This is a genomic window from Pseudomonas sp. SJZ078 (assembly GCF_007828255.1).
Classification (GTDB): Bacteria; Pseudomonadota; Gammaproteobacteria; order Pseudomonadales; family Pseudomonadaceae; genus Aquipseudomonas.
On sequence record NZ_VIUG01000014.1, the window covers coordinates 60,565 to 76,882 of the forward strand.

18 protein-coding genes are annotated in these 16,318 nt (G+C 61.4%); 5 read left to right on the plus strand and 13 right to left on the minus strand.

From position 1 onward, the window contains the following. Window positions 1-49: 49 nt before the first annotated feature. Both FBY02_RS14575 and pdxH read left to right on the plus strand, forming a co-directional pair. Window positions 50-1,162 carry an OmpA family protein gene (locus FBY02_RS14575; RefSeq protein WP_144928666.1) on the plus strand — a complete coding sequence of 371 codons (1,113 nt, stop codon included), beginning with the start codon at window positions 50-52 and terminating at the stop codon, window positions 1,160-1,162. 24 nt (window positions 1,163-1,186) lie between these two features. Beyond that, window positions 1,187-1,834 carry a pyridoxamine 5'-phosphate oxidase gene (pdxH, locus tag FBY02_RS14580; RefSeq protein ID WP_144928668.1) on the plus strand — a complete coding sequence of 216 codons (648 nt, stop codon included), beginning with the start codon at window positions 1,187-1,189 and terminating at the stop codon, window positions 1,832-1,834. Here pdxH and FBY02_RS14585 read toward each other — a convergent pair. Further along, entirely contained in the window at window positions 1,782-2,066 is a 285-nt protein-coding gene (locus FBY02_RS14585) for a hypothetical protein (RefSeq protein ID WP_052126395.1), read from the minus strand. The genes pdxH and FBY02_RS14585 overlap by 53 nt on opposite strands. Before the next feature lie 171 nt (window positions 2,067-2,237). Between FBY02_RS14585 and FBY02_RS14590 the strand changes: the two genes are divergently transcribed. After that, the gene (locus FBY02_RS14590; protein ID WP_024776354.1) at window positions 2,238-2,702 is read left to right on the plus strand and encodes a glycine zipper 2TM domain-containing protein; all 465 of its coding nucleotides are present in this window, start codon (window positions 2,238-2,240) and stop codon (window positions 2,700-2,702) included. Between the two features lie 255 nt (window positions 2,703-2,957). Here FBY02_RS14590 and nhaA read toward each other — a convergent pair whose 3' ends face one another. Further along, window positions 2,958-4,145, minus strand: coding sequence for a Na+/H+ antiporter NhaA (nhaA, locus tag FBY02_RS14595; RefSeq protein WP_144928670.1), 1,188 nt, complete (start codon window positions 4,143-4,145; stop codon window positions 2,958-2,960). 256 nt (window positions 4,146-4,401) lie between these two features. On the opposite strand from nhaA, the gene FBY02_RS14600 reads away from it, so the two are divergent. Then, window positions 4,402-5,496 carry a PLP-dependent cysteine synthase family protein gene (locus FBY02_RS14600; RefSeq protein WP_144928672.1) on the plus strand — a complete coding sequence of 365 codons (1,095 nt, stop codon included), beginning with the start codon at window positions 4,402-4,404 and terminating at the stop codon, window positions 5,494-5,496. Between the two features lie 123 nt (window positions 5,497-5,619). Here FBY02_RS14600 and FBY02_RS14610 read toward each other — a convergent pair whose 3' ends face one another. From FBY02_RS14610 to FBY02_RS14620, 3 genes are all read right to left on the minus strand, one after another. Further along, window positions 5,620-7,233 (minus strand): NAD(P)/FAD-dependent oxidoreductase, encoded by a 1,614-nt coding sequence (locus FBY02_RS14610; protein WP_144928674.1) that lies wholly within the window; start codon window positions 7,231-7,233, stop codon window positions 5,620-5,622. Between the two features lie 217 nt (window positions 7,234-7,450). Next, window positions 7,451-8,125 (minus strand): COG3650 family protein, encoded by a 675-nt coding sequence (locus FBY02_RS14615; protein ID WP_144928777.1) that lies wholly within the window; start codon window positions 8,123-8,125, stop codon window positions 7,451-7,453. Window positions 8,126-8,204: 79 nt separating this feature from the next. Then, window positions 8,205-8,804 (minus strand): short chain dehydrogenase, encoded by a 600-nt coding sequence (locus tag FBY02_RS14620; protein ID WP_144928676.1) that lies wholly within the window; start codon window positions 8,802-8,804, stop codon window positions 8,205-8,207. 104 nt (window positions 8,805-8,908) lie between these two features. Between FBY02_RS14620 and FBY02_RS14625 the strand changes: the two genes are divergently transcribed. After that, on the plus strand, window positions 8,909-9,823 hold the full coding sequence (locus FBY02_RS14625) for a LysR family transcriptional regulator (protein ID WP_144928678.1): 915 nt from the start codon (window positions 8,909-8,911) through the stop codon (window positions 9,821-9,823). A 7-nt stretch (window positions 9,824-9,830) separates the two neighbouring features. On the opposite strand, the gene FBY02_RS14630 is transcribed toward FBY02_RS14625, so the two are convergent. The 8 genes from FBY02_RS14630 to livH form a co-directional block, all read right to left on the minus strand. Beyond that, a complete protein-coding gene (locus FBY02_RS14630; protein ID WP_144928680.1) occupies window positions 9,831-10,331 on the minus strand; it encodes a DoxX family protein in 501 nt (166 codons plus the stop codon). Beyond that, window positions 10,328-11,086 carry a DUF2063 domain-containing protein gene (locus FBY02_RS14635; protein WP_144928682.1) on the minus strand — a complete coding sequence of 253 codons (759 nt, stop codon included), beginning with the start codon at window positions 11,084-11,086 and terminating at the stop codon, window positions 10,328-10,330. The genes FBY02_RS14630 and FBY02_RS14635 overlap by 4 nt, the downstream gene beginning before the upstream one ends. Then, window positions 11,083-11,952 (minus strand): DUF692 domain-containing protein, encoded by an 870-nt coding sequence (locus FBY02_RS14640; protein WP_144928684.1) that lies wholly within the window; start codon window positions 11,950-11,952, stop codon window positions 11,083-11,085. Before FBY02_RS14640 ends, FBY02_RS14635 begins: the two co-directional genes overlap by 4 nt. Window positions 11,953-11,977: 25 nt before the next feature. Continuing rightward, window positions 11,978-12,283 (minus strand): DUF2282 domain-containing protein, encoded by a 306-nt coding sequence (locus tag FBY02_RS14645; RefSeq protein ID WP_144928686.1) that lies wholly within the window; start codon window positions 12,281-12,283, stop codon window positions 11,978-11,980. A gap of 215 nt (window positions 12,284-12,498) precedes the next feature. Then, window positions 12,499-13,200 carry an ABC transporter ATP-binding protein gene (locus FBY02_RS14650; protein WP_144928688.1) on the minus strand — a complete coding sequence of 234 codons (702 nt, stop codon included), beginning with the start codon at window positions 13,198-13,200 and terminating at the stop codon, window positions 12,499-12,501. Continuing rightward, entirely contained in the window at window positions 13,201-13,968 is a 768-nt protein-coding gene (gene livG, locus FBY02_RS14655; protein WP_144928690.1) for a high-affinity branched-chain amino acid ABC transporter ATP-binding protein LivG, read from the minus strand. After that, window positions 13,965-15,218, minus strand: coding sequence for a high-affinity branched-chain amino acid ABC transporter permease LivM (locus tag FBY02_RS14660; RefSeq protein WP_144928692.1), 1,254 nt, complete (start codon window positions 15,216-15,218; stop codon window positions 13,965-13,967). The genes livG and FBY02_RS14660 overlap by 4 nt, the downstream gene beginning before the upstream one ends. Beyond that, window positions 15,215-16,138 carry a high-affinity branched-chain amino acid ABC transporter permease LivH gene (livH, locus tag FBY02_RS14665; RefSeq protein WP_144928694.1) on the minus strand — a complete coding sequence of 308 codons (924 nt, stop codon included), beginning with the start codon at window positions 16,136-16,138 and terminating at the stop codon, window positions 15,215-15,217. The genes FBY02_RS14660 and livH overlap by 4 nt, the downstream gene beginning before the upstream one ends. Window positions 16,139-16,318: the final 180 nt, after the last annotated feature.

Consider the following 16,318-nt stretch of genomic DNA (forward strand, 5'->3'; position numbering starts at 1 on the left):
CCCGGACTGGGTCCTGTATTTTTCATTTACATCATTTTGTGGATATCCAATGTTATCGAATAAATCCCTCGCCCTGGCGCTGTGCTTCGCGATCACCGGTTGCGCGCAAACTCCACAAAATGATGCCAAGGGCGGCAGTGGCTGGTGGCCGTTCGGCTCTTCCGACCAGGCTGCGGTCAAAGAGATGGCGCCTGCGGCGCCCCTGAAGCCGGCGGCCGTCGCGCCGCAGGCCAAGGCCGAGAGCGCCAGCCACTGGTGGTGGCCGTTCTCCTCTGATGATGCAGCCAACGACGCTGCCGCAAAAGACCAGGTCAAGGCGCAAGCCAAGCCTGTAGCGAAGGCTCCGGCGCCTGTTGCCAAGGCCGAAACGCAAGACGGTGGAAAATGGTGGTGGCCATTCGGCGGCAAGGACCAGGAGGCCGCCAAGGCGGCACCGTTGCCCGATCCGAAGGTCACCCAGGCCTGGCTCGACGACTACGAGCCAAAGCTGCGCACCGCCATCGAGGGCAGCAAGTTCCAGCTGGAGCGTCGCGACAACGTCCTGGTGGTCACGGCACCCGTGGACAGTTCCTTCAACCCGGATCGTCCGGCCATGCTGCTGCCGGTGACCCTTGGCCCGTTCACGCGCGTGGCGAAGGTCCTGGAAGCCGACCCGAAATCCGCCGTGCTGATTCTTGGCCACGCCGACACCTCGGGCGCTGCGCCAGCGAACCTGAAGCTCAGCCAGGAGCGTGCCCAGTCCGTGGCGGCTATTTTCCGTCTCAGTGGTTTGCAGCGTGATCGCCTGATGATGCGGGGCTTGGGGTCGGTGGAACCACGTGCGGCCAACGACAGCGTTGAAGGTCGCGCCTTGAACCGTCGCGTGGAGTTGCTGGTGACGCCGCAAGACACCTTGCTGGCACTGGTCGGTAAATACAACATGTCGGTCCCGGCACCGGTTACGCTGGTGGCCGCCCAGGATGTGAAGCCAGCTGTCCCGGCGCCTGCCACCCAGAAAGCCACGGCCCCGGCCACTAAAAAGGCGCCGGCCAAAAAAGCCGCCGCCAAGGCTCCAGCAAAGAAAGCCCCGGCCAAGAAGGCCACCCCGACGAAGAAACCTCAGCCGGCCAAGGCCGCCACCGATGCCAAGAAAGTCGCGGCCACCGATACCCCCAAGCAGTGATAGGCGAACCACAAGGAGTGCGCCATGACCCAAACGCTGGCTGATATGCGCCGCGACTACACCCGCGATGGCCTGGCCGAGGCGCAAGCCCCGGCCGAGCCATTTGCGTTGTTCCACCAGTGGTTCGCCGAGGCAGTGAAAACCGAGCAGCCCCCGGTGGAGGCCAACGCCATGACCCTGGCCACGGTGGACGCCGATGGCCGTCCGCACTGCCGGATCCTGTTGCTCAAGGGGTTGGATGCCCAGGGCTTTACCTTCTTCACCAACTACGACAGCGCCAAGGGCCAGCAACTGGCCGCGAATCCCTTCGCGGCCATGACGTTCTTCTGGCCGACCCTGGAGCGTCAGGTTCGCATCGAGGGTAAGGTGGTGAAGGTCACGGCGCAGGAGTCGGACGCCTATTATCAGGTTCGTCCATTGGGCAGTCGTCTCGGTGCCTGGGCCTCGCCCCAGAGCCGGGTGATTGCCGGTCGCGATGAGCTGGAAAACCTGCTCAAGGCCACCGAACAACGTTTCAGCGATAGCCAGCCCCACTGTCCGGAGCATTGGGGAGGGTATCGTTTACTGCCCGAGCGCATCGAATTCTGGCAGGGTCGCCCGAGCCGCCTGCATGATCGCCTCAATTACCGTCTGCAAGGGACGGACTGGACTCGCGAGCGCCTGGCGCCTTAGCATCGGCATAACCTGTCGCAGCGGCTTGAAGCCATTGCGGCAGGTCCCGGCGCTTGATCCCTTGTTCTCGGGCGCGGGCCAACTGTTGCAGCATGTAGGTTTTCTTTTGCTCGTCCTGCCCCGCCAATGACAGCGCCAGATCGCGGTCCATCCAGCGTTTGATCCGCACGTACAACCACCAGTGAAAGTACAGTCCGGCGATGGTGGTCGCGACGATGATGAAATAATCCATGCAAAATCCTTGGGCTGATGACGCAGGTTTCGGAAATTGACGCTACTGTTGGGTGAATTTTTCGGATGCGCCTGTATCCCACCTGAATGAAAACAATTTTATCCCGGCCAGGCCGTGACAGGCGTCAAGCTGCGGAGTTTAATAGTTCCCTGTCTTTTGGAGTTTGATGCTATGCGTAAGTCTGTTTTACTGGTTGCTTCCTTTTCCACGATGGCGATGTTGCTCACTGGCTGTCAGTCGAGCCTGACCGGTGACTCTTACTCCCGTGACGAAGCGCGTCGCGTGCAGACCATTCGCATGGGGACCATCGAATCCTTGCGTCCGGTCAAGATCGAAGGCACCAAGACCCCGATTGGCGGCGCTGCCGGTGCGGTGGTGGGTGGTGTAGGCGGCAGCGCCATCGGTGGCGGCCGTGGCAGTATCGTTGCTGCCGTTATCGGTGCCGTGGCCGGCGGCCTGATCGGTTCCGCGACTGAAGAAGGCCTGACCCGTACCCAGGGCGTGGAAATCACCGTTCGCGAAGACGACGGCAGCATGCGTGCCTACGTGCAGCAGGTTCAGGAAAACGAAGTGTTCCGCGTGGGTGAGCGGGTTCGTATTTCCACTGTGGGCGGGACGAGTCGCGTATCGCACTAAGCTGGATTGGGTAAGCGCTTCTCTGGTTTTAATGTCTGCTCAAAAAACGGCGCTTTCTCCAATGGAGGAAGCGCCGTTTTTTTGAGTGTACGCGTTCCCCTGTGGGAGCGAGCCTGCTCGCGATAGCGGTGAGTCAGCTTGAATAGATGCTGGATGTGCCGACGCTTTCGCGAGCAGGCTCGCTCCCACAGCGGGATTGCGTTTACTTCAAGAAGAAGGGATCGCTATACAGCGATCCCTTCTTGCGCGGGCGTATCAGGAGGACAACGCAGAAGGCTTGCGACTGGCCGCCGCTGCCACCATGTAGCCCAGCAGCGCCGCGAGGATCGACCCCGTGAGAATCCCCATCCGATCCATGCCGGCATACTCGCTGACGCCGGGCTCGAAGGCCAATGAGCCGACGAACAGGCTCATGGTGAAACCGATCCCGCACAGGATTGCCACCCCCAGTACCTGACCCCAATTGGCGCCAAGGGGCAGGTTGGCGATGCCGATTTTCACGGCAAGCCAGGTCAGGCCGAACACGCCGACGGTCTTACCCAGCAACAGGCCGACCGCGATGCCCATCGGCACGTGATGGGTGAAGCTCTCGATGGTGACACCGCTCAGGGACAAGCCGGCATTGGCGAAGGCGAACAGCGGTAGGATGCCATAGGCCACCCATGGATGCAGGGCATGCTCCAGGGTCAACAGCGGCGAGGTTTCGGCGTTTTTGGTGCGCAACGGAATGCAGAACGCCAACGTAACCCCGGCCAGGGTGGCATGGACCCCGCTCTTGAGCACGCAAACCCAGAGAATCAGGCCAACGATCATGTAGGGACCGAGCCTGACCACACCCATCCGGTTCATCGCCACCAATACGGCAATGCATGCGGCCGCCAGCATCAGCGACAAGGTGGACAGGGCGCCGGAATAGAAAATGGCGATGATGATAATGGCGCCCAGGTCGTCGATGATCGCCAGGGTCATGAGGAACAGCTTGAGTGAAACCGGTACTCGTTTGCCCAGCAAGGCCAGCACCCCGAGGGCGAAGGCGATGTCGGTGGCCGTGGGAATGGCCCAGCCCGAAAGAGCCGCCGGATTGTCACGGTTGAGGAACCAGTAGATCAGCGCGGGCACGACCATGCCGCCAATCGCCGCTGCTCCCGGCAGGACGATTTGCGAAGGCTTCGACAATTGCCCATCAAGCACTTCGCGTTTGACTTCCAGGCCAATGAGCAGGAAGAACATCGCCATCAGGCCATCGTTGATCCATAACAGCAGCGGCTTGGCGATTTTCAACGCGCCGACCTGGACCACCACCGGGGTATCCAGCAGACCGCCGTACAGCCAGGAAAGGGGCGAATTGTTGATGACCAGGGCCAGCACCGCGGCGGCGATCAACAGCAGACCACTGGCTGCCTCCAGCTGGAAAAAACGTGTCAGGGAATTACGTAGAGGCAATTTCGCTCTCCATTCGTCAAACAAAAGTGGTCACACCCTAACCCGTACTGTTAGTTGTTAAAACAAAAGTTATATTCTTTTTTGTTATATGTCGTTACAAGGCCGGCGAGGCGGTCGGGCAGTTGCAGGGCATATTGGACCTTAGCTGTATCTGTGCCTGATGTCGGTTTTTTCCTAAGCTTGTGACTGGTTTTTCCCATATCCAGTCCTGACCGCCAGGCTTTCCCCGCGTCGAACCTATCCTGCGAGAAAACACATGAACGACCACCGTCAGTGGGCACGCGAAGCGATTCGCATCATTGAGGCCGATTTCCAGCGCAGCGCCGATACACATCTGATCCCGCTGCCACTGCCAGGTTTTCCGGGCATTGAGTTGTACTTCAAGGATGAGTCCAGCCATCCCACCGGCAGTCTCAAGCACCGACTGGCTCGGTCGCTGTTTCTCTATGCGCTGTGTAATGGCTGGCTCAAGCCCGGCGCCCCGGTGATCGAGGCTTCCAGTGGATCGACGGCCATTTCCGAGGCCTATTTCGCCAGGTTGCTGGGCTTGCCGTTCATTGCGGTCATGCCGGCGACGACGTCCCGGGAAAAAATCGCACAAATCGCGTTCTATGGCGGCCAGAGCCATCTGGTGGACGATCCTACCCAGATCTACGCCGAGTCCGAGCGTCTTGCCCGTGAGCATGACGGGCATTTCATCGATCAGTTCACCTACGCCGAACGGGCCACGGACTGGCGGGCCAACAACAACATTGCCGAGTCGATTTTCCAGCAGATGCGTTTCGAACAGCACCCGGAGCCGAGCTGGCTGATTTCCAGCCCGGGAACCGGGGGGACCACCGCGACCCTGGGCCGCTATGTACGCTATCGGCAGCACGGTACCCGCGTGCTGTGTGCCGATGCCGAGCGTTCGGTGTTTTTCGACTACTACCGCAGCGGCGATGCCAGCCTGCGCCTGGAGTGCGGCTCGCGGATCGAAGGGATTGGCCGGCCACGGGTCGAGGCGTCGTTCCTGCCCAAAGTCATTGATGCGATGGTCAAGGTACCCGATGCCTTGTCGCTGGCGGCGATGCATTACCTGGCCCAGCGCTTGGGACGCCGGGTCGGCGGTTCCAGCGGCACCAACCTGATCGGTGCGCTGATCGCGGCGAAGCGGATGGTGGACGCCGGCGAATCGGGCTCGATCGTGGCAATCCTGTGCGACGGCGGCGAGCGTTATGCCACGACGTATTACGACCCGGCGTGGCTCAGGGCCCAGGGGTATGAGTTGGATGGATTGATGGACACCGTGGCGGCGAGTGTGGAGCGCGGTGAGGCGTTGCCGGAGAGTGTGTTGCGGGCGAATATCTGAAACTGAAGCGCCGAGACCCTTTGTGGGAGCGGGCTTGCTCGCGAATGCGGTGGATCAGTCAAATAATCGGTTGACTGATCCACCGCATTCGCGAGCAAGCCCGCTCCCACAGGGACGGTGTTGTCAGGCTTCCAGGCCGAGGATATCCCGCGCCACCGCTTCGGCTATGCGGATCCCGTCCACTCCCGCCGACAGAATCCCGCCTGCGTAGCCAGCGCCTTCACCTGCCGGGAACAGGCCTTTCACGTTCAGGCTCTGCAGCGATTCGTTGCGGGTGATGCGCAGCGGCGATGAGGTGCGGGTTTCGATCCCGGTCAGCACGGCGTCGTGCAACGAGTAGCCGCGAATCTGTTTCTCGAATGCCGGCAGGGCTTCGCGGATGGCTTCGATGGCGAAGTCCGGCAGGGCCAGGGCCAGGTCGCCCAGGGAAACCCCCGGCTTGTAGGACGGCTCGACGCTGCCCAGTGCCGTGGACGGTTTGCCGGCGATGAAGTCGCCCACCAATTGCGCCGGGGCTTCATAGTTGCTGCCGCCGAGCACGAAAGCGTGGGATTCCAGGCGTTCCTGCAGCTCGATTCCGGCCAGCGGGCCACCCGGGTAGTCCACTTCCGGGGTGATGCCCACCACGATGCCGGAATTGGCGTTGCGTTCGTTGCGCGAGTACTGGCTCATGCCGTTGGTCACGACGCGGTTCGGCTCGGAAGTCGCCGCTACCACGGTGCCGCCCGGGCACATGCAAAAGCTGTATACCGAACGGCCATTCTTGGCGTGATGCACCAGTTTATAGTCGGCGGCGCCGAGTTTCGGGTGACCGGCGTATTTGCCCAGGCGCGCGCTGTCGATCAGCGATTGCGGGTGTTCGATACGGAAGCCCACCGAGAACGGCTTGGCCTCCATGTATACACCACGGCTGTGAAGCATGCGGAAGGTGTCCCGGGCGCTGTGGCCCAGGGCCAGGATCACGTGCCTGGAGTGAATGCGTTCACCGCTGGCCAGTTCGACACCGACCAACTGGCCGTCTTCGATCAACACGTCCGTGACCCGCTGCTGGAAGCGTACTTCGCCGCCGAGGGTGCGAATCTGCTCGCGCATGGTCTCCACCACGCCCGTCAGGCGGAAGGTGCCGATGTGCGGCTTGCTGACATAGAGGATTTCTTCCGGGGCACCGGCCTTGACGAATTCGTGCAGTACTTTGCGACCGAGGAACCTCGGATCCTTGATCTGACTGTAGAGCTTGCCGTCGGAAAACGTTCCCGCGCCGCCTTCGCCGAATTGCACGTTGGATTCGGGGTTGAGCACACTTTTGCGCCACAGGCCCCAGGTGTCCTTGGTGCGCTGGCGCACTTCCGGGCCGCGTTCGAGGATGATCGGCTTGAAGCCCATCTGTGCCAACAGTAGGGCGGCGAAGATGCCGCACGGGCCGAAACCGACCACGATCGGCCGCTCGCCCAGGCCTGCCGGTGCCTGGCCGACCATCTTGTAGCTGACATCCGGCGCTTCGTTGACGTTACGGTCGTCGGCGAACTTGCGCAGCAGGCCGGCTTCATCGCGTACCGTCAGGTCGAGGGTGTAGATGAAGCACAGTTCGGAAGACTTTTTCCGTGCGTCGTAGCTGCGCTTGAACAAGGTGAAGTCGAGCAGGTCATCACTGGCGATGCCCAGGCGTTGCAGGATGGCCGCGCGCAGGTCTTCTTCGGGGTGGTCGATCGGCAGCTTGAGTTCGGTGATTCGTAACATGACGGGATCCGGTTCGCGGGGCGCACAACTGCGCCAGGGCGTGCTTCAAACCGGCGATTATATGCTGCAATCCCCGGATCCCCTACCGTGGTGTTCACCTCAAGGAACCAGATGAACCTGTGGCGAGGGGATAAATCCCTCGCCACAATGATTCATGAAGCTTAAGTGAACCGTATTGCCCTTAACCGGAAGCTTGTCTCCGTCGGTATTGAGGGCCTCAGTCGTTACGCGCACCGCCAAAGTAGGCGCAGCCACGCTGGACCACGCCATTGACCCGCAACTCGGCAGTCATGTGCTGGACACTGCCGCTGGTGCTGTCGACGCAACGCTGTGGCGCGACCCACAGCTCGACTTTCTGGCCGTTGGCTTCGGTACTCAGGTCGAAACGGCCGTCCCCCAGTTGCTCTTCAACGTAAGGCACCGCGAGCGCAGGCTGGCCGTCACGTTCCAGCACGAGGCCCTTGCCGCTGGCCTTGAGACTCCATTCTGGACCGTGGCCGGTGGCGTGTAGCACCAGCCGTTTGAAGTCGCCATCGTCACAGGCCGTGCCCGAGCGTTCCAGGCGGTACAACTGCTCCAGGTCCAATTGGCTGTCGGCCCCCGCCGTGGCGCCGGAGACGATATGACCACGCACGTCGGCGAACAACTTGCCGCGCTCATCGGCCAGGCTGGCGGCTTGTTGCAGCACGCTGGTGCCGCCGCTGTCATTGACGATGTAGCGGCGTTGTTCCTGGCAGGGCTGGAACACCAGCTTGCCGTCGGCCGCCGTGAGTTCGCCTTGCATGCGCGTCTGTCCGGCGTGGGAAGCGCTCTCGCGCGGGGGATCGAGCAATTGGCAGCCGGCGAACAGGGGAAGGAGGGCAACACACAACAGGGAACGGGCGGCACGCATCATCGGGTCTCCAGACAGGTGCCGTCACGTTACTCAGACTGCTCCCGCATCACAAGCAGGAGCGTAGGCAAAGTGCTATTCAACCAACATGAAAAGTCTGGCCGGTTTGTAGGCCCTCGACGCTCTTGGCGTAGGCCAATGCCACGTCGGCCGCCGCCACTGGTTTGTAGCCGCGGAAATAAGGGGCGTATTTGTCCATGGACTCCAGCAGCACGTTCGGGCTCACCGAGTTGACTCGCAGGCCCCTCGGCAACTCGATGGCCGCCGCTCGCACGAAACTGTCCAGGGCACCGTTGACCAGCGCTGCCGAAGCGCCGCTCTTGATCGGATCGTGGCTCAGCACACCGGTGGTGAACGTGAAGGATGCGCCGTCGTTGGCGAATTCTCGACCGATCAGCAGCAGGTTGACCTGGCCCATCAACTTGTCCTTCAAGCCGAGGGCGAAACTTTCCTCGGTCATATCACCCAGCGGTGCGAACGTGACGCTGCCGGCGGCGCAGATCAGCGCATCGAAGCGCCCGGTTTTTTCGAACAGGGCGCGGATCGAGGCGCTGTCGCTGATGTCGACGTGCAATTCACCGCTGCTGCGGCCGATTCGAATGATTTCGTGGCGTGGCGCCAGTTCGTTGGCAATGGCCGAACCGATGGTGCCGTTGGCGCCGATCAACAGGATCTTCATGGGCTGTTCCTCAGTGGGTTGAACGAGGTTGCAGTTTAGAGTGGTTTTTTCCATTGATAAGCGTGCTAATAGGCAACCTTTGGTTTTCTATTGGAAACAATCCAATGAGCGAGATGGATGACCTGGCGGCGTTCGCCGTGTTGATCGAAGCCGGCAGTTTTACCCTGGCGGCCCAGCAATTGGGGTGCAGCAAGGGCCAGTTGTCCAAGCGCATCAGCCTGCTGGAAAGTCGCTTTTCGGTGATGTTGTTGCAGCGCACTACTCGACGCTTGAGCCTTACCGCGGCCGGGGCGGCCTTGCTGCCACAGGCCCAAGCGCTGTTGGTTCAGGTGCAAAGGGCGCGTCAGGCTCTCGCCCGGTTGAAAGACGATATATCCGGGCCGGTGCGAATGACGGTGCCGGTGTCGTTGGGTGAAACCTTCTTCGAGGGGCTGCTGCTGGAGTTCGCCCGCACGTACCCCAACGTGCAGATCGAACTGGAACTCAGCAACGGTTATCGTGACCTGACCCGCGACGGTTTCGACCTGGCGATCCGCTCCGACGCCGCCATCGATGAGCGACTGGTCGCCCGACCCTTGTTGGCGTGGCACGAGATGACCTGCGCTAGCCCGGCTTATCTCGATCAATACGGCGAACCACAAACGCCCCAGGCCCTGGCTGAGCATCGCTGCCTGCTCAACAGCCACTACAGTGGCCGGGAAGAGTGGCTGTATCACCAGCAACACGAATTGCTGCGGGTGCGCGTCTCGGGGCCGTTCGCCAGCAATCACTACAGCTTGTTGAAAAAAGCCGCCCTGGCGGGTGCCGGAATCGCCCGGCTGCCGTCTTACCTGTTGAATGAGGAGTTGGCCGATGGACGCCTGTGCTGGCTCCTACGGGATTTTCAGACCCGTCGTATGCCGATGTACCTGGTGCACCCCTATCAGGGCGGCTTGCCCAAGCGCACCCAGGTGCTGGCCGATTATCTGATTGACTGGTTCAAGCGCAGTGGCGAGGCGCTGGACCGGCTCCAGCAATAATGAGGCATCACACCGGCCCGTGTGGGAGCGAGCGGGCTCGCTCCCACACGGCAATCAGGTGGTCGATGGACAGCACGCCGGGGCCGCGGGCCATCAGGTAAAGCAACACCGCTGCCCAGGTGCCGTGGGTCGGGTAGGCATCGGGGTAGACGAACAGCTCAATGGTCAGGGTCATGCCCAGCAATGCCAGTGCCGAAAACCGCGTGGCCAATCCCAGCAGAATCAGGACCGGGAAGAAATGCTCGGCGAACGCGGCGAGGTGTGCGGCGATTTCCGGTGACAGCAGCGGCAGGGCGTATTCGCTTTTGAATAACGGAATGGTTGAGTCGGCCAGGTGCGGCCAGCCGAGCTGGAAGGTGCCATCGATCAGGTCGATGGCCAGGCCTTCGATTTTCGTCTGGCCGGATTTCCAGAACACGGCGGCAATCGAGAAGCGTGCGACGAAGGCGATCAGGCTGTGGGGGATTTTCTCCAGCCATTGAATGAAACCGGCAATCAGGGCGTTCATGGGGATACCTGTTCGGCTAGGAGATGGGTGATGGCCTGGTGGCGGATGAGCCCCGCCAGGGTGTGTTCCAGGTCAAGATCGATTGAGGCCTCAATGGCAGCCGTCAGGGAAAACCCCTGTTGCAGGGCGGCGATGAACCCATGGGCAGCCCGACTGATCGCAAACACTTCCACGTCCAGGCCGTTGCGCAACACCAAGGCGTTTTGCGCGGGAAACGTTTCGAACGGTACGGGCGCCTGGTGCTGATGGGCGGCCCAGATCGTCACCACGGCGTAGGGGGATTGCAGCAGACGCAATGACGGGTGAAGCCCGACCTTCAGGTGTCCCGCCAGCGTGGGTGACGACAGCGCCGCCACGATTCGCTCTTGCGCCATGGGCTCGGCGTCGACGGCATGCCAGGCTTGCACGTGCAGTCGCTCCAACCGAGCGACGTCCGCCAGGTAAGGCACGCTGGCGGCGGGTTCGAAGTGTTCGATGAACTCGGCAAAGTCGCCGCCGTAGTCGTTCATCACCGGGCTGCGCGGCGGCGTCGATTGGGCAAAGACCCTGGCCATGGCCCGGAAGAATTCCTCGCCCACCAGTTGTGCCACCACCGGGTAGGTGTCGGCCAAGGCGTTGATCAATGAGCTGAGCACGTTGTTGCGGTACACCGCGAAACGGCTTTCCGGGGCCGCCCCATTGGCGCTGACTAGGCCGGGCGGGCACGCCTTGCGCGGGTCTAGCAGGGCGGCGGCAAAGGCGTGCTGGTTGCTCATGGCCGGGCACCCGTGGCGCTCAACAGTTGATCGGCCTGGCGTGCTTCGGCCAGCAGTACCTCCCATGCCGGGACGTGGTTGTCGCGCTCGATCAAGGTCGCGACCGGCCCGGTCCGCTCCAGTGCCTGGCGATACAGTTGCCAGACCGCGTGGTCGACGGGTGCGCCGTGATCGTCTATCAACAGGCGCGCGCCGAGGCTGTCGGAATCTTCGGCGAAGCCGGCCAGGTGAATTTCGCCGGTGGCATGCAGAGGCAGGGTGTCGAGGTAGGCCAATGGATCGCGGCAATGGTTGACGCACGAAACGTAGACGTTGTTCACATCCAGCAGCAGGCCGCAGCCGGTGCGACGGATTACTTCGCTCATGAACTGTGGTTCGTCGAGGGTCGAGGTTTCAAAGGCCAGGTAGGTGGCCGGGTTTTCCAGTAACAGCGTGCGCTTGAGGCTGGATTGCACCTGGTCGACGTGTTCGCAGACCCGCTCGAGGGTTGCTTCGTCATAGGCCAGGGGGAGCAAGTCATTGAGGAACACCGGGCCGTGGCTGGACCAGGCCAGGTGTTCGGAAAAGGATTGGGGCTGATAGCGTTCGATCAAGGCGGCCAGGCGCTGCACATGCGCGACATTCAGCGGCTCCTCCCCACCGATCGACAGGCCGACGCCGTGCAGCGACAGCGGGTACTGTTCGCGTATCAGCCCCAGGAAGTGATGAAGCGGCCCGCCGGCCACCATGTAGTTTTCCGCGTGCACCTCAAAAAAACCCAGATCCGGACGGGTCTGCAGGACCTCACGAAAATGCGCACTCTTGAGCCCCAACCCTGCCCTTGGCGGCAGTCGGCTATCGGTGGCGAGGGACGGGGTGTTCAACATGGTGGCTGGCCTCAGGCGGATGCGATCAGGACTTGGCTTTGAATGCTTCGAGCTGGCCGAAACCGGTGGGGGAGGTTTTGCTTTCCATGGTGGTGCAAGTGCCTTTCGGGACCGATTTCCAGGCGTTGCCCTGATAGTCCATCTTGGCGGTACCGGCACAGGTGGTGCCGGCGCCGGCGGCGCAGTCGTTCTTGCCTTTGAGGGCAACGCCGAAGCACTTTTCCATGGCGTCGTCGGTTGCGTGAGCGGTCGAGACGGCAGCCAGGCTCAGGGCTGAACCCAGGGCCAAAACCAGGGCGGAGGCGGACAGGGTACGGGTGGTAGCGGACATGATGTTTCTCCAGTTCTTCTTGGGAAATGAACCGGCTTCAGCGCCGGTCTGCTGAACTAGAGAGGGGAGGTGGGGAAGTGTTACAGCGAGTTCTCGAATTATTTTGATCGCCGCGAAATTTGTGTTGAAAGGCATTAAAAGAAGCCACAAAGGTGTTTGCTTGAAATTGGTGCAAAAAAAACGGCCCGAAGGCCGTTTTTGTTTACCTCGACTCCTTAACCGCCCAGGTACGCCTCGCGCACCTTCGGATCGGTCAGCAGCGCTTCACCGGTGCCCTGCATCACCACGCGACCGTTTTCCAACACATACGCCCGGTCGGCGATTTTCAGCGCCTGGTTGGCGTTCTGCTCCACCAGGAACACCGTCACGCCATCCTTGCGCAGTTGTTCGATGATGTCGAAGATCTGCTGGATGATGATCGGTGCCAGGCCCAGGGAAGGCTCGTCGAGCAGCAGCAGCTTGGGTTTGCTCATCAGCGCACGGCCAATGGCGAGCATCTGCTGTTCACCACCGGACATGGTGCCGCCGCGCTGGGTAAAGCGTTCTTTCAGGCGTGGGAAAAGGTGCAGCACCTTGTCCATCTGTTCCTGATAGTCGCCCTTGTCGGTGAAGAATCCGCCCATGGCGAGGTTCTCTTCCACGGTCAGCCGGGCAAATACCCGACGACCTTCCGGCACCACTGCAATGCTCTTGCGCATGATCCGCGACGAGTCCTGGCCCACCAGTTCCTCGCCCATGTAGCGGATGCTGCCGCTGTGGGCCTGGGGCGAACCGCAGAGGGTCATCAGCAGGGTGGACTTGCCGGCCCCGTTGGCGCCGATCAGCGTCACGATTTCGCCCTGGCGCACGTCCACGTTGACGCTGTGCAGGGCCTGGATCTTGCCATAGAAGGTGGAAACGTTTTCGAACTGCAGCATTTACGCTTCCCCCAGGTAGGCTTTGATCACTTCAGGATTGTCCCGGATCTGTTCCGGCGTGCCGTTGGCCAGGGGGGTGCCCTGGTTGATCACCACGATGTGGTCGGAAATGCTCATGACCAGTTTCATGTCGTGTTCGATCAGCAGCACCGTGACGTTGTGCTCTTCACGCAGCACGCCGATCAGGGCTTTCAGGTCTTCGGTTTCCTTCGGGTTCAGGCCGGCGGCCGGCTCGTCGAGCATGAGGATCCGCGGACGGGTCATCATGCAACGGGCGATTTCCAGGCGCCGCTGCTGACCATAGGCCAGGGTGCCGGCGGTACGGTTGGCGAACTCTGTGAGGTTGACCTTTTCCAGCCAGAACTCGGCGTACTCCATCGCTTCGCGTTCGCTCTTGCGGAACGACGGGGTCTTGAACAGGCCGGCGAAGAAGTTGGTGTTCAAGTGACGATGCTGGGCGATCAAGAGGTTCTCGATGGCCGTCATTTCCTTGAACAACCGCACGTTCTGGAAGGTGCGCACCACGCCCTTGAGGGCGATCTTGTGCCCTGGCAGGCCCTGGATCGGCTCGCCGTCCAGCAGGATGCTGCCGCCGGTTGGCTGGTAGAAGCCGGTCAGGCAGTTGAACACCGTGGTCTTGCCGGCGCCGTTCGGCCCGATCAAGGCAACCACCTGTTTCTCTTTCACGGTCAGGGCCACGCCATTGACCGCCAGCAGGCCGCCGAAGCGCATGCTTAGGTTTTCAACCTTGAGGATCTCGCGGCTCATTTGCGCAGCTCCATGTGAGGGCGTTGCATAGGCAGCAGACCTTGAGGACGCCAGATCATCATCAGCACCATCAAGGCGCCGAACATCAACATGCGGTATTCGCTGAATTCACGCATCATTTCGGGCAGCAGGATCATCACGATGGCCGCCAGGATCACACCCAACTGCGAGCCCATCCCACCCAGTACCACGATGGCGAGGATGATCGCCGACTCGATGAAGGTGAAGGATTCCGGCGTCACCAGGCCTTGGCGAGCGGCGAAGAAACTGCCGGCGAAACCGGCGAAGGCAGCGCCCAGGGTGAAGGCCGACAGCTTGATCACGGTCGGGTTGAGACCCAGGGCACGGCAGGCGATTTCGTCTTCGCGCAGCGCTTCCCAAGCACGGCCGATGGGCATGCGCAACAGGCGGTTGATGACGAACAACGCGGCCAGGGCCAGCAACAGCGCCACCAGATACAGGAACACCACTTTGCTCACCGGGTTGTAGGTCAGCCCGAAGAACTCGTGGAAAGTCTGCATGCCCTCAGCCGCATTGCGGTCGAAGCTCAAGCCGAAGAAGGTCGGCTTGGGAATGTTGCTGATGCCGTTGGGGCCGCCGGTGAGGTCGGTGAGGTTACGCAGGAACAAGCGGATGATCTCACCGAAGCCCAGGGTCACGATGGCCAGGTAGTCGCCCCGCAGGCGCAACACCGGGAAACCCAGCAGGAAGCCGAACGTGGCCGCCATCATCCCGGCGATCGGCAGGCAGACCCAGAAGCTCAGGCCGAAGTAATGGGACAGCAGCGCGTAGCTGTAGGCGCCCACGGCATAGAACCCCACGTAGCCCAGGTCGAGCAGGCCGGCGAGGCCGACCACGATGTTCAGGCCCAGGCCCAGCAACACGTAGATCAGGATCAGGGTGGCGATATCCACCGCCCCGCGGGAGCCGAAGAACGGCCAGACCAGCGCAACCACGATCAGACCAATGATGATCCGGCGCTGGGTGCGTGGCAGGGTCAGGAACTGGCTGACCTTGGGCGACACCAGCGGGCCGCGGTTGGAACGCAGCACGGCACTGACCTGTTGGCTGAACAGCACCCGCAGGAACATCAGCACCGAGCACAAGGCAATGACGCTCAGGGTCAGCGGACCGGTACCGTGCACTTCAAGGTTGACGCCGACGATGCTCAGCTTGAGACCGAGCACCGGGAAGGCGACGGCCCAGACCAGCAGGGCGCTGAACAGCGCCTGTTTAAGATATTTGTTCATACTTTCTCAACCTCCGGACGGCCCAGGATGCCGGTCGGCCGGAACAACAGAACCAGGACCAGGAGACCGAACGCCACCACGTCCTTGTACTGGTCACCGAAAATATCGGCGCCGAATGCTTCGGCCACCCCCAGCACCAGACCGCCGAGCATCGCGCCCGGAATACTGCCGATGCCACCCAGTACCGCCGCGGTAAAGGCCTTCAGGCCCACCAGGAAACCGGCGTTCGGGTTGATCACGCCGTACTGCATGCTCAACAGCACGGCAGCGACGGCCGCCAGGGCGGCACCGATGACGAAGGTCAGGGCGATGATGTTGTTGGTGTTGATGCCCAGCAGGTTGGCCATCTTGATGTCCTCGGCACAGGCGCGACAGGCGCGGCCCAGGCGGGAACGGGAGATGAACAGGGTCAGGCCGAGCATGGCGATCAGGGTCACGACGAAGACCAGGATCTGCATGTAGGAAATCAGGACTTCTTCAGCACCGCCCGGACCAAAGGAGAAACTCCCCGGGATCAGGTTGGGAATGGACTTGTCCTTGGAGTCCTGGGACAGCAATACGGTGTTTTGCAGGAACAGCGACATGCCGATGGCGGAAATCAGCGGGATCAGACGGTTGCTGCCACGCAAGGGCTGGTAGGCAACGCGTTCGATACTGTAGCCATAGGCACTGGTCACGACGATCGACGCGATGAACGCGGCGGTCATCAACAACGGCAGTGAGTGGATACCCAGCATGGCCAGCCCGGCAAGGGCAATGAAAGCCACGTAGGAACCGATCATGTACACCTCGCCATGGGCGAAGTTAATCATTCCAATGATGCCGTAAACCATTGTGTAGCCAATGGCTATCAAGGCATAGGTGCTGCCAATGGTCAGGCCATTAACCAGCTGTTGGAAAAAGTGATAGATCTCAGGCATTACAGCACTCCTAAAAACCCGATACGCATTTCACTGGTGGAGTCATGTTCCGGCCCTGTGCTGTGTTCTGTTGTCACATTTGCACGGAGCGTTTGCCAGCGAACCGCTGGTGACGGTTTTAAGATTTTCAGGTGAACCAGCGCCCGGATCGCGGGTGCCTGGCCCATAAACCTCGTAAAA